Origin of the sequence: Dokdonella ginsengisoli, from assembly GCF_042652785.1 — a bacterium.
Lineage (GTDB): Bacteria > Pseudomonadota > Gammaproteobacteria > Xanthomonadales > Rhodanobacteraceae > Dokdonella_A > Dokdonella_A ginsengisoli.
In genome coordinates this window covers 341,887-367,415 of record NZ_JBHSHD010000010.1, presented here as the reverse complement: position 1 = coordinate 367,415, position 25,529 = coordinate 341,887, and the positions used below count along the sequence as shown (strand labels likewise).

At 69.3% G+C, this 25,529-nt stretch carries 21 protein-coding genes and 1 pseudogene; 7 read left to right on the top strand and 15 right to left on the bottom strand.

Annotation, left to right across the window (positions count from 1 at the left end; translation table 11 throughout):
- Nucleotides 1–66 precede the first annotated feature (66 nt).
- Genes nirK through ACFO6Q_RS13875 form a run of 3 tightly spaced genes read left to right on the top strand, consistent with a single transcriptional unit; the run spans nucleotide 67 to nucleotide 3,061 of the window.
- Nucleotides 67–1,569: a copper-containing nitrite reductase gene (nirK, locus tag ACFO6Q_RS13885; protein WP_380021703.1), complete on the top strand. Its 1,503-nt coding sequence runs from the start codon at nucleotides 67–69 to the stop codon at nucleotides 1,567–1,569.
- A 5-nt stretch (nucleotides 1,570–1,574) separates the two neighbouring features.
- Nucleotides 1,575–2,402, top strand: coding sequence for a formylglycine-generating enzyme family protein (locus ACFO6Q_RS13880; RefSeq protein WP_380021702.1), 828 nt, complete (start codon nucleotides 1,575–1,577; stop codon nucleotides 2,400–2,402).
- On the top strand, nucleotides 2,399–3,061 hold the full coding sequence (locus ACFO6Q_RS13875) for an SCO family protein (protein ID WP_380021701.1): 663 nt from the start codon (nucleotides 2,399–2,401) through the stop codon (nucleotides 3,059–3,061). Before ACFO6Q_RS13880 ends, ACFO6Q_RS13875 begins: the two co-directional genes overlap by 4 nt.
- A gap of 240 nt (nucleotides 3,062–3,301) precedes the next feature.
- Here ACFO6Q_RS13875 and ACFO6Q_RS13870 read toward each other — a convergent pair whose 3' ends face one another.
- The 7 genes from ACFO6Q_RS13870 to ACFO6Q_RS13840 form a co-directional block, all read right to left on the bottom strand.
- Nucleotides 3,302–5,893 (bottom strand): M36 family metallopeptidase, encoded by a 2,592-nt coding sequence (locus ACFO6Q_RS13870; protein ID WP_380021700.1) that lies wholly within the window; start codon nucleotides 5,891–5,893, stop codon nucleotides 3,302–3,304.
- Nucleotides 5,894–6,257: 364 nt separating this feature from the next.
- Nucleotides 6,258–7,169, bottom strand: a complete 912-nt coding sequence (locus tag ACFO6Q_RS13865; protein ID WP_380021699.1) for a sigma-70 family RNA polymerase sigma factor — start codon at nucleotides 7,167–7,169, stop codon at nucleotides 6,258–6,260.
- A gap of 17 nt (nucleotides 7,170–7,186) precedes the next feature.
- Complete coding sequence (locus ACFO6Q_RS13860; RefSeq protein ID WP_380021698.1) at nucleotides 7,187–8,143, bottom strand: peptidoglycan DD-metalloendopeptidase family protein; 957 nt, start codon at nucleotides 8,141–8,143, stop codon at nucleotides 7,187–7,189.
- 9 nt (nucleotides 8,144–8,152) lie between these two features.
- Entirely contained in the window at nucleotides 8,153–8,758 is a 606-nt protein-coding gene (locus ACFO6Q_RS13855) for a YqaA family protein (RefSeq protein ID WP_380021697.1), read from the bottom strand.
- Nucleotides 8,759–8,780: 22 nt separating this feature from the next.
- Nucleotides 8,781–9,458: a protein-L-isoaspartate(D-aspartate) O-methyltransferase gene (locus tag ACFO6Q_RS13850; RefSeq protein ID WP_380021696.1), complete on the bottom strand. Its 678-nt coding sequence runs from the start codon at nucleotides 9,456–9,458 to the stop codon at nucleotides 8,781–8,783.
- A gap of 24 nt (nucleotides 9,459–9,482) precedes the next feature.
- Nucleotides 9,483–10,256, bottom strand: coding sequence for a 5'/3'-nucleotidase SurE (gene surE / locus ACFO6Q_RS13845; RefSeq protein ID WP_380021695.1), 774 nt, complete (start codon nucleotides 10,254–10,256; stop codon nucleotides 9,483–9,485).
- Between the two features lie 249 nt (nucleotides 10,257–10,505).
- A complete protein-coding gene (locus ACFO6Q_RS13840) occupies nucleotides 10,506–10,913 on the bottom strand; it encodes a hypothetical protein (protein ID WP_380021694.1) in 408 nt (135 codons plus the stop codon).
- Between the two features lie 150 nt (nucleotides 10,914–11,063).
- Here ACFO6Q_RS13840 and ACFO6Q_RS13835 point away from each other — a divergent pair, with 150 nt between their 5' ends.
- The 3 genes from ACFO6Q_RS13835 to ACFO6Q_RS13825 all read left to right on the top strand — a co-directional run bounded on the left by ACFO6Q_RS13835 (nucleotide 11,064) and on the right by ACFO6Q_RS13825 (nucleotide 16,284).
- Nucleotides 11,064–11,636 carry a Smr/MutS family protein gene (locus tag ACFO6Q_RS13835; RefSeq protein ID WP_380021693.1) on the top strand — a complete coding sequence of 191 codons (573 nt, stop codon included), beginning with the start codon at nucleotides 11,064–11,066 and terminating at the stop codon, nucleotides 11,634–11,636.
- A gap of 292 nt (nucleotides 11,637–11,928) precedes the next feature.
- Nucleotides 11,929–13,104: an efflux RND transporter periplasmic adaptor subunit gene (locus ACFO6Q_RS13830; protein WP_380021692.1), complete on the top strand. Its 1,176-nt coding sequence runs from the start codon at nucleotides 11,929–11,931 to the stop codon at nucleotides 13,102–13,104.
- A 12-nt stretch (nucleotides 13,105–13,116) separates the two neighbouring features.
- Nucleotides 13,117–16,284 carry an efflux RND transporter permease subunit gene (locus ACFO6Q_RS13825; protein ID WP_380021691.1) on the top strand — a complete coding sequence of 1,056 codons (3,168 nt, stop codon included), beginning with the start codon at nucleotides 13,117–13,119 and terminating at the stop codon, nucleotides 16,282–16,284.
- Nucleotides 16,285–16,583: 299 nt separating this feature from the next.
- On the opposite strand, the gene truD is transcribed toward ACFO6Q_RS13825, so the two are convergent.
- The 8 genes and pseudogenes from truD to ACFO6Q_RS13785 form a co-directional block, all read right to left on the bottom strand.
- Nucleotides 16,584–17,603 (bottom strand): tRNA pseudouridine(13) synthase TruD, encoded by a 1,020-nt coding sequence (gene truD, locus ACFO6Q_RS13820; RefSeq protein ID WP_380021690.1) that lies wholly within the window; start codon nucleotides 17,601–17,603, stop codon nucleotides 16,584–16,586.
- Nucleotides 17,604–17,700: 97 nt separating this feature from the next.
- Nucleotides 17,701–18,168 (bottom strand): annotated as a pseudogene (ispF, locus tag ACFO6Q_RS13815) (2-C-methyl-D-erythritol 2,4-cyclodiphosphate synthase); the annotation flags it as partial.
- Nucleotides 18,169–18,405: 237 nt separating this feature from the next.
- Nucleotides 18,406–19,170, bottom strand: a complete 765-nt coding sequence (gene ispD / locus ACFO6Q_RS13810; protein WP_380021689.1) for a 2-C-methyl-D-erythritol 4-phosphate cytidylyltransferase — start codon at nucleotides 19,168–19,170, stop codon at nucleotides 18,406–18,408.
- Nucleotides 19,157–19,474, bottom strand: coding sequence for a cell division protein FtsB (gene ftsB, locus ACFO6Q_RS13805; RefSeq protein ID WP_380021688.1), 318 nt, complete (start codon nucleotides 19,472–19,474; stop codon nucleotides 19,157–19,159). The genes ispD and ftsB overlap by 14 nt, the downstream gene beginning before the upstream one ends.
- 12 nt (nucleotides 19,475–19,486) lie before the next feature.
- Nucleotides 19,487–20,782 (bottom strand): phosphopyruvate hydratase, encoded by a 1,296-nt coding sequence (gene eno, locus ACFO6Q_RS13800; protein WP_380021687.1) that lies wholly within the window; start codon nucleotides 20,780–20,782, stop codon nucleotides 19,487–19,489.
- Nucleotides 20,783–20,798: 16 nt separating this feature from the next.
- Nucleotides 20,799–21,023: a hypothetical protein gene (locus tag ACFO6Q_RS13795; RefSeq protein ID WP_380021686.1), complete on the bottom strand. Its 225-nt coding sequence runs from the start codon at nucleotides 21,021–21,023 to the stop codon at nucleotides 20,799–20,801.
- Nucleotides 21,023–21,853 (bottom strand): 3-deoxy-8-phosphooctulonate synthase, encoded by an 831-nt coding sequence (kdsA, locus tag ACFO6Q_RS13790; RefSeq protein ID WP_380021685.1) that lies wholly within the window; start codon nucleotides 21,851–21,853, stop codon nucleotides 21,023–21,025. Before kdsA ends, ACFO6Q_RS13795 begins: the two co-directional genes overlap by 1 nt.
- A 121-nt stretch (nucleotides 21,854–21,974) precedes the next feature.
- Nucleotides 21,975–23,642, bottom strand: a complete 1,668-nt coding sequence (locus ACFO6Q_RS13785) for a CTP synthase (RefSeq protein ID WP_380021684.1) — start codon at nucleotides 23,640–23,642, stop codon at nucleotides 21,975–21,977.
- A gap of 336 nt (nucleotides 23,643–23,978) precedes the next feature.
- On the opposite strand from ACFO6Q_RS13785, the gene ACFO6Q_RS13780 reads away from it, so the two are divergent.
- Nucleotides 23,979–25,448: a choice-of-anchor Q domain-containing protein gene (locus ACFO6Q_RS13780; RefSeq protein WP_380021683.1), complete on the top strand. Its 1,470-nt coding sequence runs from the start codon at nucleotides 23,979–23,981 to the stop codon at nucleotides 25,446–25,448.
- The last annotated feature ends 81 nt before the right edge of the window (nucleotides 25,449–25,529 follow it).

Genomic DNA, 25,529 nt, shown 5'->3' with positions numbered 1-25,529 from the left:
CTGCGTCAGGGCGGCGTCCCGCGCCTCGTCGGAAACTGCGAACGTCATCGGGACATGGGGGAACGCATGAATCGTCTGTCGCTTGCACTCGCGGTCGTCGTCGCCGCCGGCCTGGCCGGCTGCACCGGCGGCGCGTCCGACACCGTCGCCGCTGATGCGCCGACGACCGGCGGTTCCGCCCGCGGCGACTTCGGACCGCCGCAGGGCGAGCCGATCCACGCCGTGCTGACCAGCCCGCCGCACGTGCCGCCGCCGGTCGGCCGCGATCATCCGGCCAAGGTCGTGGTCGAGCTCGAAGTCGTCGAGAAGGAAATGCCGATCTCCGAAGGCGTGACCTACACGTTCTGGACCTTCGGCGGCACCGTGCCGGGCAGCTTCATCCGCGTGCGCCAGGGCGATACGGTCGAGTTCCATCTGAAGAACGCGCCGGACAGCAAGATGCCGCACAACATCGACCTGCACGGCGTGACCGGACCCGGCGGCGGCGCGGCGTCGAGCTTCACCGCACCCGGACACGAATCGCAGTTCACGTTCAAGGCGCTGAACCAGGGCATCTACGTCTACCACTGCGCGACCGCGCCGGTCGGCATGCACGTCGCCAACGGCATGTACGGCCTGATCCTGGTCGAGCCGCCGGAAGGCCTGCCGAAGGTCGACCACGAGTACTACGTGATGCAGGGCGACTTCTACACGACCGGCAAGTACCGCGAGAAGGGCCTGCAGCCGTTCGACATGGAGAAGGCCATCGACGAGAACCCGACCTACGTGCTGTTCAACGGCGCGGAGGGCGCGCTCACCGGCGACAGGTCGCTGCCGGCGAAGACCGGCGAGACGGTGCGCCTGTTCGTCGGCAACGGCGGCCCGAACCTCGTCTCGAGCTTTCACGTCATCGGCGAGATCTTCGACCGCGTGCAGCCCGAAGGCGGCACGCATCCGCAGGAGAACGTGCAGACCACGCTGATTCCCGCCGGCGGCGCGGCGATCGTCGAGTTCCACCTGGAAGTGCCCGGCAGCTACGTGATGGTCGACCACTCGATCTTCCGCGCCTTCAACAAGGGCGCGCTGGCGATCCTCAAGGTCGACGGCGCCGAGAACAAGGCGATCTACTCCGGCAAGGAGGTCGATTCGGTCTATCTGGGCGATCGCGCCGAACCCAATCTCAAGGCGGTCAGCACGGCGGCGAAGGCGCACGCCGCCGGCACGCTGACCCGGGACGAACAGATCGCCGCCGGCAAGCAGCTGTTCACCGGCACCTGCTCGGTCTGCCACCAGGCCAACGGCGAGGGCCTGAAAGGCGTGTTCCCGCCGCTGGCCGGGTCCGATTACATCGCGCAGGATCCCAGGCGCATCGTCAAGACGATACTGCACGGCCTCAGCGGCAAGGTCACGGTCAACGGCACCGACTACAACTCGGTGATGCCGCCGATGAACCAGCTCACCGACGACGAAGTCGCCAACATCGCGACCTTCGTGCTGAACAGCTGGGGCAATCCGGGCGGGCTCGCTACGAAGGACGAAGCGGCGGCCGCGCGCGCCGAGAATCCCAACGCGAAACAGGCCGAGCATTGAAGACGATGGCGCGCGCCGAAGTCATCGACGGCGAACGGCACCCTCGCCGGCGCCGTCTGCCCGCGACGATCGCCCTCGCCCTTCCCGTTGTCGCAGCAGCGGCGAATCCGGCACCGGTCTACGTCGACATTCCGGCGACCTCGTTCGTCAGCGTGATCGAGAACAGCCCGGACGCGAAGCCGGATTCGATCGCCGCCTACGCATTGCGCAGCGAGCCGGTCACCAATGCCGAGTTCCTCGCCTTCGTCGAACGCCATCCGCAGTGGCAACGCGACCGCGTACCGTCGGTCTTCGCAGACGGCCAGTACCTCTCGCAGTGGCAGGCGCCCGACGCGCTCGGCGCCGACGCCCTGCCCGCGCAGCCGGTGACGCGGGTCAGCTGGTTCGCCGCGCAGGCGTATTGCGAAGCCGAAGGCGCACGGCTGCCGAGCTGGATCGAGTGGGAACGCGCCGCCGCGGCCAGCGGCACCGTCGCCGACGCGCGCGACGATGCCGCGTGGCGGCGCAAGCTGCTCGACTGGTACGCAAAGCCTTCGACCGGCGCGCCCGGCACGATCGGCGGCGAACCGAACCTGTTCGGCGTGCGCGACCTGCACGGTCTGGTGTGGGAATGGGTCGACGACTACGCGGCGATGATGGTCAGCGCCGACAGCCGCGACCAGAACGATCCGGACCGGCTGAAATTCTGCGGCGCCGCCGCGATGAGCCTGCGCGACCGCGACAACTACGCCCTGCTGATGCGCATCGCCATGCTGTCCTCGCTGCAGGCGGCCGACACCACGCGCAATCTCGGTTTCCGCTGCGCGCGCGACGCGAAGGAATCCTCGCCATGAAACCCTTGTTCGCACTCGCCTCCTTGCTGCTCGCCGTCTTCCTCGCCGCATCGTGGCCGCCGTCGGCGAGCGCGCTCGAAACCGAACCCGCCACGACGACGAATCTCCCCAGCGATTCGGTCTATCACCTGGCCGTGCCGCTGACCGACCAGGACGGCAAGCCGCTGCGTTTCGCCGACGGCCGCGACGGGCCACGCCTGGTCAGCATGTTCTATACCTCCTGCCAGTTCGTCTGCCCGCTGATCATCGACACGCTGAAGAAGACCGAACGCGAACTGCCCGAGGTCGATCGTGCGCGGCTCGACGTGCTGCTGGTCAGCATCGATCCGGAGCGGGACACGTCGGCCGCCCTGAAGCGCACCGCCGAGCAGCACGGCGTCGACGTCCCGCGCTGGAGACTGGCGCGCACGGCGAAACCGGACGTGCGCCGCCTCGCCGCCGTGCTCGGCATCCAGTACAAGCAGCTCGAGAACCACGAGTTCAGCCACTCCAGCGTGCTGGTCCTGCTCGACGCGCAAGGTCGCATCGTCGCGCGCAGCAGCAAGCTCGGCGAGGTCGACGCGGACTTCGTCGCAGCGATCGAGCGCACGCTGGGCTCGTCCCGTCGCGAGCCCTCGCGCGATGGTACGCCCCGAGGCACGGCCGATCGTGCGGGGTGACGGGCGGAGAGCGATTCGCGCGGACCCATCGAGGACAGCGCGCAGACGCCGCGCCGGATGGACCGCATCCGCTGGAATGCGGGCGGTCGAAATGAAATCGCCGGCGTCATGCCGGCGATTTCATTTCGCACCAGAGGGCAAGTCGGGACGGCGCCCCGGCAGCTGCGATCTCCACCGAAGCGCCGGCGATCGCGACGCGTCGGGAGAAGTCCCGCACGGCGTCGCGTCGTCCCACCCTTATCAGTCGCCGTCGAATCCGTTCGCGAAGATCTGGTCGTTGAAGACGGCGAAGCTTTCGACCGCACCGGAGTTGTCGTCCGGACTGCCGGCGATCGCGCCGGCGCCGAGGCCGCGCTTGGCGAATCCCGCCCCGCAGAGCGCGTAGTCCTCCTCGCTCTGCGACTGGATCGCGCTGAGAATCGCGTCGCGCGCGGTGACGAAGGTCGGCGCGTTGGGCATCAGCTTGTAGCCCGCCACCAGGTAGCGCTTCATGCGGTCCTGTGCCTCGAGGAAGCTCAGGCGATCGCTGTCGCGCAGCAGCGAGGCGTAGCACTCCCACAACATGCTGGCCCAGACCTCGCCGGTCGCGTGCGCTTCGCTGTTCGAGCCACCGGAGGCGCCGAACGCCGGAGGTGGCGTGGTCGGCAACGCGACGCCGTCCACGATGTGGCGGTAGGTCAGCGGATTCTTCGACATGTCGATCGAATACGGATAGCGGCGGATGCCTTCGTAATAGCCATTGTTGATCTGGCCCGGCAGCGTCACGAAGGTCGACGCGGTATAGGCGCCATTGGCGTAGACGCCGGTGAAGTCCGGCGTCGCCGGCAATGCGGCGTCCTCGGCGCGCACGAGCAGCAGCATGGCGTGGAAGTCGCCGAACCCTTCGCCCATGCCGCCGGCCTGGTTGGTGCTCAGACCGTTCGCGTCGCCGACCAGGCGATTGCTGATGTAGTGGCCCCATTCGTGCGCGATGATTCCGTCGTCGATGGTGCCGTCGCGACGGATGCCGGATGCGCGTTCCATGTGCGCCGTGACCGTACCGGCGCCGACCGCCGTGCGCAGGGCGTCGCCATCGGCGAGATTGAGGCTGAGGGTGCCGATGGCGACCGGGATCGGCGGAGTGCTCGCCGCCATGCCCGGCGCATCGCCCGGGTTGTTGCTGGTGGCGACGTTGGCGATGATCACGGCGGCCGCACCGGCAGTTTCCGCCGTCTTGGCCTTGGCGTTGAAATCGCAATTACCGCGATCGACCAGCACGATCTTCCCGGCCACGGCGGCCGCATTGGTCAGCACCGCGCAGGCGTCCAGCGGATCGGGCCGCACGATGGTGTTGGTGAGATCGAAGTTGGTGAGTCCGAACGCGCCCGTACCCGGCTCGACCTCGCCGCTGAAGCCGTCCGAATAGGTGATGCGCGCTCCGCCGGCGCCGTTGAAGACGTACATGCGCATGCGTGGCTTGCCGCCGTCGGACGGCGTGTACATGTTCGCGTTGTCGGTGCCGCTGACGTCCTGCGCCTGCGCCTGAATCTCGTCGTTCTGGCTGCCGCCGCGGCCGTAGTTGCTGGTCTGCGCATTGCGTGCCGGCTCGTCGAAGCCGGCGTCGTAGTACCAGTCGTGCAGGAAATTGTTCATGTAGAACAGCTGCGTCACCGACGCCTTGATCTGGTCGGAGTCGACCTGCGGATCCTTGGTGGTGTCGTAGACGCGATCGAAGGTGCGTTCGCTGGTGACGTCGGCGCGGTAGTCGCCCGGCGCGTTCAGCGCATCGCCGCCGGTGAGGTTGGCATAGGCGTTGACGTTGTTGCCGACCGTCTCGGTGGCCGCGTCGGCGAGCCAGGGATCGTTGGCGGCCACCGACGCGGAATCGGTGATCGCATTGACCAGCGTGACCAGGTTGGGCGGCGTCAACGGCGCCTGGTAGCCGTCCGGCTGGCCGGTCGGATGCGGCGTGCCGTTGCGGCCCTGCGGGCCTGCGTACGGCACGAACGGCGCCGTCGTGTCCGCCCACACGCGGTAGCTGAAGGGCGACAGGTCGGCGGTCAGGTTGTTGCGGAACAGGATCGTGCCGTCCTGCGCGGAGATGACGTAGGAGTAGTAGCGGTCGCCGTCTGCCGAACCGACGTTCAATTCCACGTAGTGGGCCGCCGTCAGCCCGTCGGCGGTGCGGAAGTAGACCGGCTTGACGCGCGCGGCCTGCAGCAGCGTCTCGCCATTCGCGCCGGTCAGGCCGGTTGCGTACGACGCGTAGTCGCCGCTCTCGCCGGTGAGCGTGAACGACGCGGCGGCGGACGACGACACGAAGTTGAAGTCCTGCCGCAGCGCGCTCGCGATCGACTGCTCGGCGCTGCGCACGAAGCGTCGCGCGGCCGCGTCGCCGTTCGCGCCCGAGGCGTAGCCGCTGACCGTATCGAGCGAGCCGTCGGCGCGGATCAGCACGTTGAAACCGTCGCGGAAGACCTGGACGCCGTCGACGCGGTTCTCCAGGCGCACGATCGCCGCGCCGTTGCGCAAACGCTGGCTGTCGAACACGTCCAACGCGTCGATTTCCGCGGCGCTGATGCGGTAGAGCGGGGCCAGCGACTTCAGATAGCTGCGCGCGATCGGCGCCGGATCGGAAACCAGCAGCATCGAGCCGGCCAGATTCGGCACCGATCGCCCGGCCTTGAGGAATTCCGGAATGCCCAGGTTCGCCTGCACCGTCGCGCGATACCCCGCCGGCAGATCGCTCGCCGGCGCATGCGATGCGTGCAGCGCATCGACGCCCGCGAAATCCGCCGCCGCGGCGCCCGACGCGAATGTTCCCAGCGCGAGCGCAATGGGAACGACCAGCAACGACTTGCCCAATCCGCGCGCGGTGCGCGATGCCGACCTGCTTTTCATAGGACCCCACGAATGAATGGTGACGCGCCACGAGCAACGAAGCGAAGCGCGCATGTACTTGCCGACGGTTTCATCGCCGCAGCGCCCGGCCGCTCCGCTAGCCGGTTTCGCTGCTGCCGAACCGCATTTTCTGACACAGCTGCCTAGTCGAGCACATCCAGTGCATGCACCGGAAGAAAGAACCCCTGGACAATTTCCGTGCAAATGCCCAGTCGCGGTCACGCGATCCGTTTGCCCCGACTGCGAGGCCATGCGGCCACGCCCTGGGTACGCCGCCGAATCCAGGGCCGATTCCCCGCCACGCGTCCGCGACAGGCTACCCCTCCCTCGCCCCATCCGCCTCGCGCAGCAAGGCGCTGAGTTTCTTCAACGCCTCGGCATGGATCTGCCGCGCGCGTTCGCGCGAGATGCCCAGGTCGCGGCCGATCTCGGCCAGCGACTGCACCGGCGTGCCGTCCAGGCCGAAGCGGCGCTGCAGCACGGTGCGCTGCCGCTCGCCGAGTTGCGCCAGCGCAGTGGCGAGGCGGTCGCCACTGATCGCGTTCGGGCTGGGCGATTCCTCGGCTTCCTGGATCTGTCCGATCAGCGCGCGTTCGCCGGCTTCCAGCGCGGCGTCGAGCGAACCGACGCGCTCGTTGATGCGGAACAGCTCGGCCACGTCCTGCACGCTCTTGCCGACCGCGGCGGCGACCTGCTCCAGGCTCGGTGGCGCACCCAGGCGCGAGGCCAGCTCGCGTTCCTCGCGCAGGATCTGCGCCAGCTCGCGCAGCACGTGCACCGGCACGCGCACGGTGCGACCCTGGTTCATCACCGCCGACTGCACCGCGTCGCGGATCCACCACACCGCATAGGTCGAGAAACGCAGGCGCCGCGCCGGATCGAATTTCTCGACGGCGCGGATCAGGCCGAGATTGCCTTCGGCGATGAGGTCCATCAGCAGCACGCCGCGGCCGACGTAGGCGCGCGCGACGGTGACGACCAGGCGCAGGTTCGCCTCGATCATGCGGCGCCGCGCCTCGGCGTCGCCGGTCTGCACGCGCGCGGCCAGCGCCCATTCGTCCTCGGCGTCGAGCAGCGGGATCAGGCCGATCTCGGCGAGGTAGGCGCCGGTGGAGCTGCGCGCCTCCTCGTCCTGCGGCTCGACCGCATCGATCAGGTCGAGCAGGCCTTCGAGCGCGGAATCGCGCGGATCCGGGCCGTCGTCGCGGGAATGTGGACCTACGCTCACTCGCCGAGCTTAGCGCGTCAACGCCGCGGCAGATAATCGAGCGGATTGGCCGGCTTGCCGTTCTTGCGGATCTCGAAGTGCAGCGAGTCGCGGCTGGCGCTGCTCGAGCCCATCTCGGCGATGACCTGGCCGGACTTGACCGCGTCGCCCTCCTTCACCAGCCGCTTGCGGTTGTAGCCGTAGGCGGAAAGGAAGCCGGGGCTGTGCTTGACGATGATCAGTTCGCCGTAGCCGATCAGGCCGTTGCCGCTGTAGACCACGCTGCCGTCGGCGGCCGCGCGTACCGGATCGCCGGACTTGCCGGCGATGTCGACGCCCTGCCGGGTCTGGTCGCCGGCGACGAACGTCGCGACGACCTGGCCGTCGGCCGGCCAGCGCCAGGCGACGTCACCGGAAACGTTGGTCGCGGTCGGCGGCGCCGACTGCACCTCGACCGGCTTCGGCGGCGGTGCCACCGGCGGCGGCGCGGCAGTGGCTGTAGCAGCCGGCGCCGATGCCGCCGGCGCAGTCGCCGCGGCCGGCGGCGGCGCGGCCGTCGAAGCGGAGGACGTGACGTCCTCGAACGGCGCCGGAGCCGGCACGGAAGGCTTGCCGGAAGCCGGCGTCACCGTGGCGATGACCGGCGTCGACGGCGAACGGCCCGGCGGCGGCGCGGCCCTGGCACCCGACTTCGGTGCCAGGCGCAGTTCCTGCCCGACGTAGATCGTGTACGGCGCCGAGATGCCGTTCCAGCCGGCCAGCTCGCGATAGTCGGTGCCGTGGCGGAACGCGATGCTGTAGAGCGTGTCGCCGCGCTGCACCTTGTAGGTGCCGCCGGGCGGCTGCGCGGCGGGCCGGGTTTCCGGCCGCGAGACCACGCGCGAGCCGCCCAGGCTGCGATCCTCCACCGGCGCAGGCCCGTTCGAGGCGCAGCCGGCAAGGAACGCCAGCGCGACCGTCCAAAGCGCATGCCGGATCGAGAAACCGCTTTTCATCACAGTACCTTACCGAAGAAACTTGAAGTAGATAACCACCAGCACGACCAGCGCCACCGCGATCCAGCCGATCCATTCGATCCAGCGGTGCAGCGCCGCTTCGGCGCGCTGGCCGCCGAGCCGGATCATGCCGGCCAGCAGGTACACGCGCTTGCCGCGGCCGACGAACATGCTGGCGACGAAGGCGATCAAGGGTACCCCGACGATGCCCGAGGCCCAGGTGAAAATCTTCAACGGCACCGGCATGAAGCCGGCCACCACGAGGGTCCAGAACGCGGTCCACGGATGCTGGGCGACGTCCTGCTTGAGCTGCAGCACCAGCGCGTCGATGCGCGGCAGCCAGCCCAGATCGTCGAACAGCGGGCGCAGCGCGGCGAAGGCGTAGTGGCCGAGCGCATAGCCGACCAGCGCGCCGAGCAGCGAGCAGACCACGCTGATGGTGGCGTAGCGGAACCAGCGCTCGGGCTTGGCCAGCACCATCGGCGCCAGCATGATCTCCGGCGCGATCGGGAAGATGATCGCCTCGACGAAGCTGAGCCCGCCCAGGTACGGCTCAGCCTTCGGATGTGCCGCCCAGCGCAGCGCGGCTTCGTACATCGGTCGGAACAACTTCATCGCGACCCTTCCTTTCGACGATTCATCCGGTTCCTCCGAGCAGCGGGACGAAACTGACCGCCCCGAGTGATTCGCGCACCCAGCCCTCGGCGTCGGCGCGCACGCGCACCAGCTGCTGCCGCCCGGCCGGGCCGACCGGTGCGATCAGGCAGCCGTCCGGAGCGAGCTGGTCGAGCAGCGATTCCTCCAGCTGCACGCCGGCCGCGGTCAGGATGATCGCGTCGAACGGCGCTTCCTCCGGCCAGCCGAGACGGCCGTCGGCGTGACGCGAGCGCACGTTGGCGATGCCGATCTTGCGGAACAGGCGCCGCGCGTTGCGCAGCAGCTCGTCGATGCGCTCGACCGTGTACACCTGCTCCACCAGCTGCGCGAGCACCGCGCACTGATAGCCGGAGCCGGTGCCGATCTCGAGCACGCGCCGCGGCAGCTTCGGCTGGATCAGCGCTTCGGTCATGCGCGCGACGATGAACGGCTGCGAGATCGTCTGGCCCTGCCCGATCGGCAACGCGGTGTCCTCGTAGGCGCGCGAGGCGAGCGCCTCGTCGATGAACAGGTGCCGCGGCAGCTGGCGCATCACGTCGAGCACGCGGCGATCGCGGATGCCTTCGGCGACCAGCCGCTCGACCAGGCGGTCGCGCGCGCGCTGCGAGGTCATGCCCAGCCCGCGTGCCGACGAGTCGCGCCGCGAGAACAGGCTCATGCGCGGCGGCCCCGGCGGCAGGACTCAGGCCGCATCGAACTTCGGCTGCAGCGCGGCGACCCAGCCGCTGACCTTCTCCAGCGCCTGGAAGCGCGTGAGGTCGACGTGGATCGGCGTGATCGACACGTAGCCGTCGCGCACCGCGTTGAAATCGGTGCCGGGGCCGTCGTCGGCGGCCTCGCCCGGTGGGCCGATCCAATAGATCGGCCGTCCGCGCGGATCGGTCTGCGCGATGCACGGCGCCGAGCGGTGGCGCCGTCCCAGGCGCGTCACGGCCAGGCCGCGGATCTCGCTCCACGGGCGGTCCGGCACGTTGACGTTGAGGATCGTGTCGGCCGGCAGCGGATCGACCAGCAGGCGGCGCATCAGCAGCAGCACCGCTTCGGCGGCGCTGTCGTAGTGAACGCCTTCGTGGTCGCGCGAGACCAGCGACACCGCGATCGCCGGCAGGCCGAGGAAGCGCCCTTCCATCGCCGCGGAGACGGTGCCGGAGTAGATCACGTCGTCGCCGAGGTTGGCGGCGTTGTTGATTCCGGAAACGACGATGTCCGGTTCGTGATCGAGCAGCCCCGACAGCGCCAGATGCACGCAGTCGGTCGGCGTGCCGGCGACGCGCCAGCGATCCTCGTCGAGACGGACCACGCGGATCGGCTGGTCCAGGGTCAGCGAGTTGCTGGCGCCGGAACGGTCGCGGTCCGGCGCGACGACGGTGACTTCGCCGACCGCGGCGAGCCGCTCGTGCAGCACGCGGATGCCCGGTGCGTCGACGCCGTCATCGTTGCTGACCAGGACTCGCATGCTCTCCATCCGTGCAGATTCGTCGGGACTCCCGCGAACGCAGGCGCGTGCGGACGGACCGCCGCGCCGTTGCGGGATGCGAACGGAACGCGGCCGCGTCGCGGGGACGCAGCCGCCGAACTTCGTCCGCGAAACACGGATGATAGCGGATTCGCGCCGCCGCCTGCTCCGGCCCCGGTGCGGCGGCGCCTGGTCGCCGGTCCGGCACGGCGCGACGAAGGACGCGCCGTGCCGGGGCCCGCATGCGGACTACGGCTGCTGCGCGGCGTCCGTCGCGGCCGGCTTGTGCACCACGGCCTTCTTCGTCGCAGAAGCTGCGGCCGTGCGCGAGTTCGACGCCACCACGCCGTTGCGCTGCTGCGGATACTTGAACCACATCTCGCGATGGCCGCGTTCGCGCGCCTGCTGTTCGACAGTGCCGACCTGGTCGGCGTCGACACGGGACGAGGTCTGCACCGCCGAGGTCTTCGGCAGGCGCTGCGGATCGCTGCCCCAGATCACCTTCGCGCCGCGCCGCTTGCTCCACTGTTCCACCGTGACCACTTTCGCCGCGTCCACGGCGTGCGCATCGGGCTTGTCGCGCGGAACGGTCTGCGCCGAGGCCGTACCGATGCCGGCGATCAGCAGGACCGTGGCACCCATCAGATGGATCTTCATGTCTTCCTCCTTGCAGCGGGATCTTCGCGTCGCATCGGAGCGTGCCGATGCGGCCGGCATCGTCGGCGGCGAAAACCGAACCACGGCTGAGCCCGCGGACCGGATTTAACGCCATGTTCAGTCGCACGCCGTGCCGGCTATGCTTGGCCGATGAAGTCGCGCTTCCGTCCCGCCCCCGATCCGGACGAGCCGTCCGCGGCGGACGACGCCGCGCTATTCCGCGAGGCGATCGGGCCGGTGCGCCCGCTCAAGCCATCGTCCGCGGCCGAGCCGAGCGCGCCGCGGCCGGCGCCGGAGCCGACCCAGGCGCAGCTGGACGAGGCCCGCGTCATCGGCGAGCTGCTCGCACCGCCGCTCGACGCGAGCATCGAAGGCGGCGACGAGATCGCCTACCTCAAGACGGGACAGCAGCAGCGCCTGCTGCAACGCCTGCGCCGCGGCCAGTTCAGCGTGCGCGCCGAGATCGACCTGCACGACATGACCAGCGCGGTCGCGCGCGAGGCGATCCGCCAGTTCCTCGACGAGAGCCGCCGCGAGGACCGGCTCTGCGTGCGCATCGTGCACGGCAAGGGACTGCGCTCCAAGGCGCACGGTCCGGTGCTCAAGCAGCTGACCGACACCCTGCTGCGCCGTCGCGCCGATGTGCTCGCCTTCACGTCGGCACGTCCGGCGCAGGGCGGCACCGGCGCGGTGATCGTGCTTCTGCAGGCGCTGCGCACCTGATCGTCGCGACGCCTCTGCGCCGCGTCCGCAGACGGGCGATCTAAATTATTTTTCAGGATATCCGTTGATATCGGTTTGCCCGGCCCCAACGAGGCAATGCGATGCGCATCCGGCTGCTCGCATGGTCCGGGCGAAGCTCCTGCCACGACGTTGGCAGCAGGCTTCCCCGACCATGCGCGCCCCGCCTCGCCCCGGCTTCGTCGCTGCTGCCGCCGACGACGCCAACGGTGCCGTCCGACGGCATCCGGGGTTGCGCTGCCGATTCCACCATTCATCATCAGGGACACTCGCAATGCCTACGCGCCATCTCGTCCTACCCCTGAAATCCGCGCTCGCGCTCGGCCTGCTGGCCGTGCTCGCCGCCTGCAACAAGAACGCGGCCGCGCCGCACGCCGGCATGCCGCCACCGCCCGACGTCAGCGTCGCCGCCGTCGTCTCCAAGCCGGTCCGGCAATGGGACGCCTTCACCGGCCGCGTCGCGGCGACCGATTCGGTCGACGTGCGCGCACGCGTCGGCGGCTACATCCAGCGCATCGCGTTCAAGGAGGGCGACGAGGTCAAGCAGGGCGACCTGCTGTTCGTCATCGACCAGCGGCCGTACAAGGCCGCGCTCGACAACGCCGCCGCCCAGCTCGACCGCGCGCGCGCCTCGGCCAAGCTGGCCCAGGCGCAGGACCAGCGCGCGCAGTCGCTGATCAAGACCGGTGCGATCTCGCGCGACGACTACGACACCCGCAGCGCGACGCTCGGCCAGGCCAACGCCGAGGTGCGCGCCACCGACGCGGCGCTGGCCACGGCCAAGCTCAACCTCGAATACACCGAGGTGCGCTCGCCGATCGCCGGCCGCGTCGGGCGCGCGCTGCTGACGCTCGGCAACCTGGTCCAGGCCGACCAGAGCGTACTGACCAGCGTCGTCTCGCAGGATCCGGTCTACGTCTACTTCCAGCCCGACGAGCAGACCTTCCTGCGCTACAGCGAACTGGCGCGCAAGGGCGAGCGCGCGAACTCGGACAATCCGGTGCGCGTGGGGCTGGCCAACGACAGCGGCTTCCCGTACGCCGGCACGGTCAACTTCGTCAACAACCAGGTCGATCCGGCCACCGGCACGATCAATGCGCGCGCCGTGGTGCCGAACGCCGACCGCGTGTTCACGCCGGGCCTGTACGCGCGCGTGCAGCTGGAAGGCAGCGCCGAGTTCAAGGCCATGCTGATCGACGACAAGGCCGTGCTCACCGACCAGGACCGCAAGTACGTCTACGTGCTCGGCCCGGAGAACAAGGCGATGCGCAAGGACGTCACCCTCGGCGGCATGGTCGAGGGCCTGCGCGTGGTGCAGTCGGGCCTCGACGCCGGCGACAAGGTCATCGTCGCCGGGGTGCAGAAGATCTTCTTCCCCGGCGCGCCGGTGAAGCCGGCCGAGGTGCCGATGGGCGCGCCGCCGGCGGCGCCGGCGGTGGCGGCGAAATAAGGGGACCGACACGTGGATTTTTCCAAGTTCTTCATCGACCGCCCGATCTTCGCGGCGGTGCTGTCGATCGTGATCTTCGCCGCCGGCCTGATCGCGATCCCGCTGCTGCCGATCAGCGAATACCCCGAGGTGGTTCCGCCGTCGGTGATCGTGCGCACGGTCTACCCCGGCGCCAATCCGAAGGTGATCGCCGAAACCGTGGCACAGCCGCTCGAAGCCGCCATCAACGGCGTCGAGAACCTGATGTACATGAAGTCGATCGCCGGCTCCGACGGCGTGCTGCAGATCACCGTCACCTTCCGTCCCGGTACCGATCCGGACGATTCGACGGTGCGCGTGCAGAACCGCGTCAGCCAGGCGCAGGCGCGCCTGCCCGAGGACGTGCGGCGCCAGGGCGTGACCGTGCAGAAGCAGTCGCCGACCTTCCTGATGGTGGTGTTCCTGTCGTCCAAGAGCGGCAAGTACGACACCCTGTACCTGCGCAACTACGCCGTGCTCAACGTCAAGGACGAGCTGGCGCGGCTGCCGGGCGTCGGTGACGCGCAGATCTTCGGCGGCGGCGACTACGCGATGCGCATCTGGCTCGATCCGGACAAGATCGCCTCGCGCGGGCTCACCGCCAGCGACGTGCTCAACGCGATCCGCGAGCAGAACGTGCAGGTCTCGGCCGGCCAGGTCGGCGCCGAGCCGATTCCCGGCGGCAGCGACTTCCTGATCCCGATCAACGCGCAGGGCCGCCTCAGCACGCCCGAACAGTTCGGCGAGATCGTGCTCAAGAGCGGCGGCAACGGCGAAATCGTGCGCCTGGCCGACGTCGCGCGCCTGCAGCTGGGCGCCGGCGACTACACGCTGCGCGCGCAGATGGAAGGCCACAACGCGGCCGGCATCGGCATCTTCCAGGCACCCGGCGCGAATGCGCTGGCGATCCAGGAAGCGGTCATGAACAAGATGGCCGAGCTGTCCAAGCGCTTCCCCGAAGGCATCGAGTACAGCGCGCCGTACGACACCACGATCTTCGTGCGCGATTCGATCAAGGCGGTGGTCAGCACCCTGCTCGAGGCGGTGCTGCTGGTGGTGCTGGTGGTGATCCTGTTCCTGCAGACCTGGCGCGCCTCGATCATTCCGCTGATCGCGGTGCCGGTGTCGATCGTCGGCACGTTCGCCGCGCTGTACGTGCTCGGCTTCTCGATCAACACGCTGACCCTGTTCGGGTTGGTGCTGGCGATCGGCATCGTCGTCGACGACGCGATCGTGGTGGTGGAGAACGTGGAGCGCAACATCGAGGAAGGCCGCACGCCGCTGCAGGCGGCGCACCAGGCAATGACCGAGGTGTCCGGACCGATCATCGCGATCGCGCTGGTGCTGTGCGCGGTGTTCGTGCCGATGGCGTTCCTGACCGGCGTGACCGGGCAGTTCTACAAGCAGTTCGCGGTGACCATCGCGATCTCGACGGTGATCTCGGCGATCAACTCGCTGACCCTGTCGCCGGCGCTGGCGGCGAAGCTGCTGAAGTCGCACGACGCGCCCAAGGACCTGCCCTCGCGCCTGATCGACCGGATGTTCGGCTGGGTGTTCCGCCCGTTCAACCGCTTCTTCAAGGCGAGTTCGGACAAGTACCAGGGCGCCGTCTCGCGCACGCTGAAGTTCCGCGGCGCGGTGTTCCTGGTCTACGCCCTGCTGCTGGTCGGCACCGGCCTGATGTTCCAGCTGGTGCCGCGCGGCTTCATCCCGATCCAGGACAAGATGTACCTGATGGCCGGCGTGAAGCTGCCGGAAGGCTCCTCGATCGAGCGCACCGACGCGGTGCTGAACAAGGTCGTGAAGATCGGCCTGGCCGAGGAAGGCGTCGAGAGTTCGGGCGCGTTCCCGGGCCTGAACGCGCTGCAGTTCAGCAACACGCCCAATACCGGCCTGGTGTTCTTCCCGCTCAAGCCGTTCGGCGAGCGCCATCGCACGGCGAAGGAGATCAACGACTCGATCAACCAGAAGATCCACGGCATCCAGGAAGGCTTCACTTTCGCCCTGCTGCCGCCGCCGATCCTCGGCCTGGGCAACGGATCGGGCTACTCGCTGTTCATCGAGGACCGCGCCAGTCTCGGCTACGGCGCGCTGCAGAACGCGGTGACCGCGTTCCAGGGCACGGTGGCGCAGACGCCGGGCATGGGCTTCCCGATCAGCACCTACCAGGCCAACATGCCGCAGTACGACGCCGAGGTCGATCGCGCCAAGGCGAAGGCGCAGGGCGTGCCGCTGACCGAGCTGTTCGCCACCTTGCAGACCTATCTCGGTTCGGCCTACGTCAACGACTTCAACCTGTTCGGACGCACCTGGCAGGTGATCGCGCAGGCCGACGGTCCGTTCCGCGACAGCGTCGAGGACATCGCCAATCTGAAGACGCGCAACGACCGCGGCGAGATGGTGCCGATCGGCTCGATGGTGACGATCAAGCAGACCTACGGCCCCGATCCGGTGCTGCGCTACAACGGCTATCCGGCGGCCGACCTGCTCGGCGAAGCCGAACCGTCGATGCTGTCGTCGGCGCAGGCGATGGACAAGATCAACGAGATCGCCAAGCAGGTGCTGCCCAACGGCATGACGTTCGAGTGGACCGACCTGAGCTACCAGGAAGCCACCCAGGGCAAGGCCGCGCTGGTGGTGTTCCCGCTGGCCATCCTGCTCGCCTTCCTGGTGCTCGCCGCGCTGTACGAGAGCTGGACGCTGCCGCTGGCGGTGATCCTGATCGTGCCGATGTGCATGCTGTCGGCGCTGGCCGGCGTGAAGCTGCTCGGCGGCGACAACAACACCTTCGTCCAGGTCGGACTGGTGGTGCTGATGGGACTGGCCTGCAAGAACGCGATCCTGATCGTCGAGTTCGCACGCGAGCTGGAGTTCCAGGGCAAGGGCATCGTCGAGGCCGCGCTGGAAGCGTGCCGCCTGCGACTGCGCCCGATCGTGATGACCTCGGTCGCCTTCATCGCCGGTACCGTGCCGCTGGTGTTCTCGCACGGCGCCGGCGCCGAGGTGCGCTCGATCACCGGCATCACGGTGTTCTCCGGCATGATCGGCGTGACCCTGTTCGGCCTGTTCCTGACGCCGGTGTTCTACGTCGGACTGCGCAAGCTGTCCGGCCGCCCGCTGGTCAACCACAACGACATGACCGCCGTCGCGGTGCACGGCTGAGAACCGCGCCGCGGCCCGCCACAGCGCGGGCCGCGGCCTTCTTTCAAGTCAGTCTCGAAGCAGGCCTCCGCCCGCAATGGGCGGCTCGCCGCGGTATCGCACCGACGAAGCCGCGTCGACTCCCGCTCCCACGCGAACGACGACGACTCCACGACGTCACGCATCGCGGATGCCCCTTGCGACGTCATGCCCGCGAACGCGGGCATCCATTGTCGGCGCCGCCCCTACGAGGCGCCCTGGATTGCCGCTCGTGCGGATTGACGGCAGTGAGGATTCCCTGCGCGGGCCGGAGAGGACGCTCAGCCCTGCGGATCGGGGGCGTCGAAGACTTCGCGCAGCACCACGGTGGCGAACGCGCCGGCCGGCAGGCGGAAGTCGAGCACCAGGCGATCCTCGCCTTCCCAGCTCCACGCCAGGTCGCCCGGCCGCAGGCGCAGGGCGCGACGCTGCTGCCCCAGATCCTCGCGCTCCAGTCCGCGGGCCAGCGGCGCCAGCGGCTCGATCGCCGCCAGTTCGAGCGCGCGCACCGCAGCCGCGCTGCGCAGTTCGCCCGCGCCCCACAGCGGCCCGGTCGGGTCGATGTCGAACGCGGCCAGCCGACGCGCAAGGTCCTCGTTCCACGGCTCGGGCCCGAAGATCGCGTTCGATCCGGCCAGCATCCATACCTCGCCGTCGAGCGCACGGTCCCAGCTGTCGTCCGAGACGCGCCTGGCCAGCACCGCATTGAACAGTTCCGAACGCGCCGCCGAGAGTGCGAAGCCGCGCTGCTCGCGCGGCAGGCGACGCCCGGCGAACAGGGCTTCGGCCAGCGCGAGATTGCGCCGGTCCGTGCCGAAACGCTGTTCGCCGAAATAGTTCGGCACGCCGCGCGCGCGGATCGCCTCGAGCTGCGTTTCGGCGGCAGCGCGTTCGCCGCGCACGTCGCGCAGCCGGATGCGGAAGCGGTTGCCGCGGTGCGCGCCGCGCTTGAGCTTGCGATCGTGCCGCGCCGCCGACAGCACCTGCACGCCGGGAATCGCCAGCGCCGACCAGTCCGGATCGGCGCGGCCGGACAGCTGCACGGTGAACGCTTGCCGCGTCACGGCGTGGCGGTCCTTGAGGCCGGCGTAGCCGACCGCGACCGGCGCCACGCCGGCGGCGGCGGCGAGCTGCCGCGCCACCCATTCGGTGTTCGCGCCGGTCTTCTCGATGATCAGGAACGCGTGCTCGCCCTGCCCGCTCGGCTCGAAGCCGCGCTCCTCCTCGACTTCGAAGTCGGCCGGTTCGGCGCGCAGACGGCCGGTCAGTGGCGGCGCGCCGTGCGCGCGGGGCAGTTCCATCGAAACCCTTCCGTCAGGATCGCGGATCCAGCTCGACGCGGCTGACCAGCTCGCGCAGCGCCGGATCGTCCACGTCCACCGTCTGCGGCGCGCGGCTGCGCTGCAGCAGCACCACGGCGAAGGCGGCGATGCCCTCGCCGCGGCCGGTGAAGCCGAGCTTCTCGCTGGTGGTCGCCTTCACGCTGACGTCGCCGATCGCGCAGCCCAGATCGGTGGCGAGATTGCGCCGCATCGCCTCGACGTGCGGCGCGATCTTCGGCCGCTCGCAGACGATGGTCACGTCGGCGTTGGCGAGCGCGTAGCCGCGATCGATCATCAGCGCCGCGCAGTGCAGCAGGAAATGCCGGCTGCTGACGCCCTTCCAGCGCGGATCGCTGGGTGGGAAGTGGATGCCGATGTCGCCGAGCGCGAGCGCGCCGAGCAGCGCGTCGCACAGCGCGTGGATCACGACGTCGCCGTCGGAGTGCGCGACCAGGCCGCGGTCGTGCGGCACGGCCACGCCGGCGAGCACGACGTGATCGCCGGGTCCGAATGCGTGGACGTCGATGCCTTGGCCGATGCGCATGAGTGAGGGCTGAGGGCTGAGGGCTAAGAGGAGGGCTGAGGGCTGAGGGCTGAGGGCTAAGAGGAGGGCTGAGGGCTGAGGGCTGAGGGCTGAGGGCTGAGGGCTGAGGGCTGAGAAGCGTAGCAGCTCGCGGGGCGAACCGACGGGCGAGCATTGACGGCATGTTCGCTCGATCGCTCGACCACAAGCGTATCGGCGTCGCGCAAGCGCTTCTGCTCTCAGCCCTCAGCCCTCCTCTTAGCCCTCAGCCCTCAGCCCTCTCAAAAGAAACTCCGCCAGCACCAGATCCGCCGGCGTGGTCACCTTGATGTTGCTCTCCGCGCCCTCGACCAGCAAAGGCCGGTGGCCGGCGAGTTCCATCGCCATCGCCTCGTCCGTGACGGCCACGCCGTCGCGGTCGGCGCGCTCCAGCGCATCCATCAGCTCGGCGCGGCGGAACAGCTGCGGGGTCAGTGCGCGCCAGCGCGCCTCGCGCGACTCGGTGGCGGCGACGCGCGTCTGCGCATCGGCGCGCTTGAGCGTGTCGCGCAGCGGTGCCGCCAGCAGCGCACCGCCGGCCGCGACACCGCGGTCGATCAGGCGCGCGATGTCGTCGCCGCGCACGCAGGGGCGCGCGGCGTCGTGGACGAGCACGTAGTCGTCGCCACCGACCGAGGCCGGCAGCGCGCGCAGGCCGGCCAGCACCGAGCCGCTGCGCTCGTCGGCACCGACCGTGGTCAGCACCGGCTTGCCGGCCAGCTCGCGCAGGCCCGGCCAGTGCGCGTCGTCGCCCGCCAGCGCGACGACCAGGCCGCCGATGCGCTCGCAGGCCGCCAGCCGCTCCAGCGTCCATTGCAGCAGAGGCTTGCCGGCCAGGGCGACGTACTGCTTGGGCCGCTGCGCGCCGAAACGCGTTCCGCGGCCGGCCGCCGGGACCACGCACCACAGCCGCCCGGGGAAAGCCCGCAGCGTCTCGTCGCCGTCGCGGCCGGAAGACTTCCGCGCCGGCCTAGCGCCGCTCATCGCCCTTGCTTTCCTTGGACTTGTCCGCGTTCTGGTCGACGACCTGGTAGAACGTCTCGCCGGGCTTGAGCAGGCCGATCTCGGCGCGCGCGCGCTCCTCGATCGCCTCGTCGCCGTGCTTCAAGTCCTCGACCTCGGCGGCGAGCGTGTCGTTGCGCGCCTTCAGCTTGGCGTTCTCCGCCTTCTGCTCCTCGACGCGCTCGCGCAGCCGCCAGACGTCGTGCAGCCCGCCCTGACCGCTCCACAGGCGCACCTGCAGCGCGATCAGCAGGATCAGCAGGATCAGCGCGACGTAGCGCAGCACGCGCGCGCTGCCTCAGCCCTTGAAGCCTGGCAGGTTCGGAAACGCGTCCTTGCCGGCGTAGCGGGCGGCCGCGCCGAGCGCTTCCTCGATGCGCAGCAGCTGGTTGTACTTGGCGACGCGGTCGGAGCGGCACAGCGAACCGGTCTTGATCTGCGTCGCCGCGGTCGACACCGACAGGTCGGCGATGGTCGTGTCCTCGGTCTCGCCGGAGCGGTGCGAGATGATCGAGGCGTACTTGGCCGCCTCGGCCATCGCGATCGCGTCGAGCGTCTCGGTCAGCGTGCCGATCTGGTTGACCTTGATCAGGATCGCGTTGGCGATGTGCCTGTCGATGCCTTCCTTCAGGATCGCCGTGTTGGTCACGAACAGGTCGTCGCCGACCAGCTGCACGGTCTTGCCGAGCTTGTCGGTCAGCAGCTTCCAGCCGTCCCAGTCGCCTTCGGCCATGCCGTCCTCGATCGTCACGATCGGGTACTTCGCGCACCAGGCGGCGAGGAAATCGGCGAACTGCGCCGAAGACAGCACCTTGCCCTCGCCTTCCAGATGGTAGGCGCCGTCCTTGAAGAATTCGGAGCTGGCGACGTCGAGGCCGAGCCAGATGTCCTTGCCGATCGCGTAGCCGGCCTTCGACACGGCCTCGAGGATCGTCTCGATCGCTTCCTCGTTGGACTTCAGGTTCGGCGCGAAGCCGCCCTCGTCGCCGACGGCGGTGTTGAGGCCGCGGCCCTTCAGCACCGACTTCAGCGCGTGGAAGATCTCGGTGCCGGCGCGCAGGCCTTCGGCGAAGTTCGGCAGGCCGACCGGCAGGATCATGAATTCCTGCATGTCGACGTTGTTGTCGGCGTGCGCGCCGCCGTTGATGATGTTCATCATCGGCACCGGCAGGCGCGCGGCGCGGCCGCCGGCGAGGTGCTTCCACAGCGGAATCTTCTTCGATGCGGCGACCGCGTGCGCGTTCGCCAGCGACACGCCGAGCAGCGCATTGGCGCCGAGCTTGCCCTTGTTCGGCGTGCCGTCGAGGGCGATCAGCTTTTCGTCGAGGCCGCGCTGGTCGGCCGCGTCGAAGCCCTTCAGCGCCGCCGCGATCGTCGTGTTGACGTTGGCCACCGCGTTCTTCACGCCCTTGCCCAGATAGCGCGCCTTGTCACCGTCGCGCAGCTCGACCGCTTCGCGCGAGCCGGTCGAGGCGCCGGACGGCACCGCCGCGCGGCCGAACGAGCCGTCGGCCAGCGTGACCTCGGCTTCGAGGGTGGGATTGCCGCGGGAGTCGAGGATTTCGCGGGCGTGGATCGTGGCGATCGATGTCATGGGGCGGAAAGGCTCGTCAGTTCGAAAGGGAATGGAGGTAGTAGAGCAGTCCGGCGACCAGCACCGCGGCGACGCTGACGACGACGCGATACAACCGCGCGCTGCGCCGCTGCAGGTCGACAGACAGCTGCTGCGTATCGAGCGAACGCTGCACCACGTCGCGGTACAGGGCCAGGTGCTCCTGCTGCCCGCTGCGGATGTCGCGCAACAGCTGCACGATTTCGTCGTCGCGGCCGGTCATCACGGCGTCTCGAGGAAACCTTCGTGCTTGACCAGGCGGTCGATGCCGGCCAGCGTCTCGAGCAGCGCGGCCATCCTGCCCAGCGGCCACGCATTCGGCCCGTCGCTGAGCGCCTTGTCCGGATCGGGATGCGTTTCCATGAAAATGCCGGCGATGCCGGCTGCGACCGCGGCGCGCGACAGCACCGGGACGAACTCGCGCTGGCCGCCGCTCTTGCCGTCGGCGCCGCCGGGCAGCTGCACCGAATGCGTCGCGTCGAACACCACCGGGCAGCCGGTGTCGCGCATGACGCTGAGCGAGCGCATGTCGGAGACGAGGTTGTTGTAGCCGAAGCTGGCGCCGCGCTCGCAGACCATGATCTGCTCGTTGCCGACGGCCTTGGCCTTGGCGGCGACGTGCTTCATCTCCCACGGCGACAGGAACTGGCCCTTCTTGATGTTGACCGGCTTGCCGGCGCGGGCCACGTTCTGAATGAAGTCGGTCTGCCGGCACAGGAAGGCCGGTGTCTGCAGCACGTCGACGACGCTGGCGACTTCGTCCATCGGCGTGTACTCGTGCACGTCGGTCAGCACCGGCACGCCGATCTGGCGCTTCACCTCGGCCAGCACCTTCAGTCCCTCCTCGAGGCCGGGGCCGCGGAAGCTGCTGCCGGAAGTGCGGTTGGCCTTGTCGAAGCTCGACTTGAAGATGAACGGCACGCCGAGCCTGCCGGTGATTTCCTTCAGCGTGCCGGCAGTGTCGAGCTGCAGCTGCATCGACTCGATGACGCAGGGACCGGCGATCAGGAACAGCGGCCGGTCGAGGCCGACCTCGAATCCACACAGTTTCATTGCGGAGCTTTCCCTACGGTGTCATTCCCGCGAACATGGAAGCCCGCCGCGCGGTTGCGCGACGGGCCGACAGTGGATGCCCGCCTGCGCGGGCGTGACGCCGGCATCCGGGCGCGTGCCTTCAAGCCACCGCCTCCTGCGTCGCCGCAAGCCGCGGCGCCTCGCGCACCGCCTTCTGCTCGCGCGCGGCGCGGATGAAGCCGATGAACAGCGGATGGCCGTCGCGCGGCGTGGAGGTGAATTCCGGATGCGCCTGGCAGGCGACGAACCAGGGATGGTTCGGCAGCTCGATCATCTCGACCAGCAGATCGTCCATCGACTTGCCGGCGATGATGAGCCCGAGGTCCTCGAACTGCTGGCGGTAGCGGTTGTTGAACTCGTAGCGGTGGCGATGGCGCTCGCGCACCACGTCCTGGCCGTACAGCTCGCGCGACAGCGTGCCGGCCTTGAGGCGGCATTCCTGCGCGCCCAGGCGCATGGTGCCGCCCTTGTCCGAGTTCTCGTCGCGCTTCTCGACGTCGCCGGAACCGGTGGTCCACTCGGTGATCAGCGCGATCACCGGATGGGCGCAGTTGCGGTCGTTCTCGCTCGAATTGGCGCCTTCCAGGCCGGCCACGTTGCGCGCGAAGTCGGTCACCGCCGCGTGCATGCCGTAGCAGATGCCGAAGTACGGCACCTTGTTCTCGCGCGCATAGCGCGCCGCGGCGATCTTGCCCTCGAAGCCGCGCTTGCCGAAGCCGCCCGGCACCAGGATGCCGTCGACGTCCTTGAGCTGGTCCGGGCCGCGCCGCTCGATCTCCTCCGATTCGATCCAGCGCAGGTTGACGCGCGTGCGCTGCTTGAGCCCGCCGTGGCGCAGCGCCTCGCCGAGCGACTTGTAGGCGTCCTTGTGCTCGACGTACTTGCCGACGATGGCGATGGTGATCTCGCCGTGCGGGTGCTCCACCGCCTCGACCGTGCGGTCCCATTCGGACAGGTCGGCCGGCTTGGCGTTGAGCTTGAGGCGGTCGACCACGATCTCGTCGAGCTTCTGCGCGTGCAGCCACTGCGGCAGCTTGTAGATCACGTCGACGTCGACCGCGCTGATCACGGCCTTCTCCGGCACGTTGGTGAACAGCGCGATCTTGCGGCGGTCGGCCTGCGGAAGCGGCTGCTCGCAGCGGCACAGCAGCACGTCGGCCTGGATGCCGATCGAGCGCAGTTCTTTGACCGAGTGCTGGGTCGGCTTGGTCTTGATCTCGCCGGCAGCCTTGATGTACGGCACCAGGGTCAGGTGCATGAACATCGCCGCGTCGGCGCCGTGCTCGATGCGGATCTGGCGGATTGCCTCGAGGAACGGCAGCGATTCGATGTCGCCGACCGTGCCGCCGATCTCGACCAGGGCGACGTCGTAGCCCTGGGTCGCCTCGTAGATGCGGTGCTTGATCTCGTCGGTGATGTGCGGGATCACCTGCACGGTGGCGCCGAGGTAGTCGCCGCGGCGCTCCTTGGCGATCACGCTCTCGTAGATCTTGCCGGTGGTGATCGAGTTCTTGCCGGTCAGCCGCGTGCGCACGAAGCGCTCGTAGTGGCCCAGGTCGAGGTCGGTTTCGGCGCCGTCGTCGGTGACGTAGACCTCGCCGTGCTGGAACGGGCTCATCGTGCCCGGGTCGACGTTGATGTACGGATCGAGCTTCATCATCGTCACGCGCAGCCCGCGCGCTTCGAGGATGGCAGCCAGCGACGCCGCGGCGATGCCCTTGCCTAACGAGGACACCACGCCGCCGGTCACGAAAACGAGGGGGGTCATGGGTAAAACCGTCCGCTGGAAATCCGTATTCTAATCGCTTGCACGGGGTACGGGCGAGCCTGCGGCGCGACGCCGCCGCGCGCGGCCCGCCGCCGGCCGCCGATCCACCCCTCGCCGCGACCCCGTTTCCGTCCCCGTTCCGCGTGATCGCCGCGCCATGCACGGCGCCGGCCCGGCGCCCCTGGCACCGGCCGCCGGCGGCTGCGATCCCCCGCCGGCGCCCTGATAGGAAATTGCGTCGCGCTCCGTATTCGTCGGTAACGGCTCATCCACGGGCGCCTTCCGGCGCGCCGGGCCAGCCCCACGCCCCGAACGACGAACACGAAGGACGACGACATGACCCACCCCTGCACCCTGCTCTGCGCCGCGCTCCTGCTCGGCGCGCCGCTGGCCGAAGCGGCCACCCTCACCGTCACCAACCTCAACGACAGCGGCGCGGGCAGCCTGCGCGCAGCGATCACGCAGGCCAATACCTCCGCCGGCGCCGACACGATCCAGTTCCAGTCCGGCCTCAGCGGAACGCTGACCCTGACCGGCGGCGAACTGTCGATCACCGACAGCGCGACCCTCGCCGGCCCCGGCGCCGGCCGCGTCACCCTCACGGCCAATGGCGCCAGCCGCGTGTTCCACCTCGTCAACGCCGATTCCAGCGACAAGACCTGGGCCTTCAGCGGGCTGAAGATCACCAGCGGCGCGATCGCCACGGCCAGCGACGACAGCGGCGGTGGCCTGTTCTACGAGGCCGGCTCGATCCACGCCGACATCCGCCTGACGGACATGGTGTTCGAGGGCAACACGGCCGGCCGCAAGGGCGGCGCGGTCAGCGTGGCCGGCGCGAACCTGACGCTGACCAACGTGACGATGAACAACAACCACGCCGCCGACGGCTTCCAGCCGTCCGGCGGCGCGCTGTTCTTCAGCCGCGGCCTGCTGCGCGTGGAGCGCAGCCGCATCGTCGACAACAGCGCGCAGTTCGGCGGCGGCATCCGCGTCGCCTCGCCGGGCGCCAAGGCGGTCTTCCTCGACACGCTGGTCCAGGGCAACATCGCCGAGCACACCGGCGGCGGCATCCTCGCCGACACGATGGAAAGCTTCACCATGTCGCGCAGCGCCCTGGTCGAGAACATGACCGGCCAGCCGCTCGGCGGCGGCATCTACTTCGCCGGCGTCACCGACGCCGGCTCGGCGGAGAACGTGATCGAGAACACCACCTTCTCCGGCAACGTCTCCGCGCACCAGTTCGGCAAGGGCAGCGGCCTGGCCGTGTGGAGCGGCAACATGACGGTGCGCAACTCCACCTTCGCGTTCAACGCCACCGGACCGGACACCGCTGCCGGCGCGGGCGCGGGCGGCGCGCTGTGGGTCAGCGCAGGCACGACCACGCGCGTGACCGTGCAGAGCACGCTGTTCAGCGGCAACACGCACGGCAACGCCGACGGCTCGATCGACCTGACCCGCGACACCGGCACGCCGGTGAGCACGCTGAACGTCGATCACAGCCTGTTCCAGACCCTGCCTGCGATCGGCGTCATCACCAACGCCACCGCGAACCTCGAAGGCGATGCCCTGCTGGCGGATCTGACCACGGCGCACGGCGGCCTCACGCCGGTGCATCCGATCCCGGCCGACAGCCCGGCCATCGACGCCGGCACCAACCCGGGCAACCTGACCACCGACCAGCGCGGCGCCGGCTTCGCGCGCACGATCGACTTCAACCCCTGCCGTCGCCCGCTGGTGAACCGCACCGACATCGGCGCCTACGAATACCGCGGCGACACGATCTTCTGCTACGGCTTCAACGACTGACGATGACGGATCCGCGCCCCCGCTGCGGCGGGGGCGCATCCGCGCAGACAGCTTGAATCGCGCGGCCGGCGCCCTCGACGG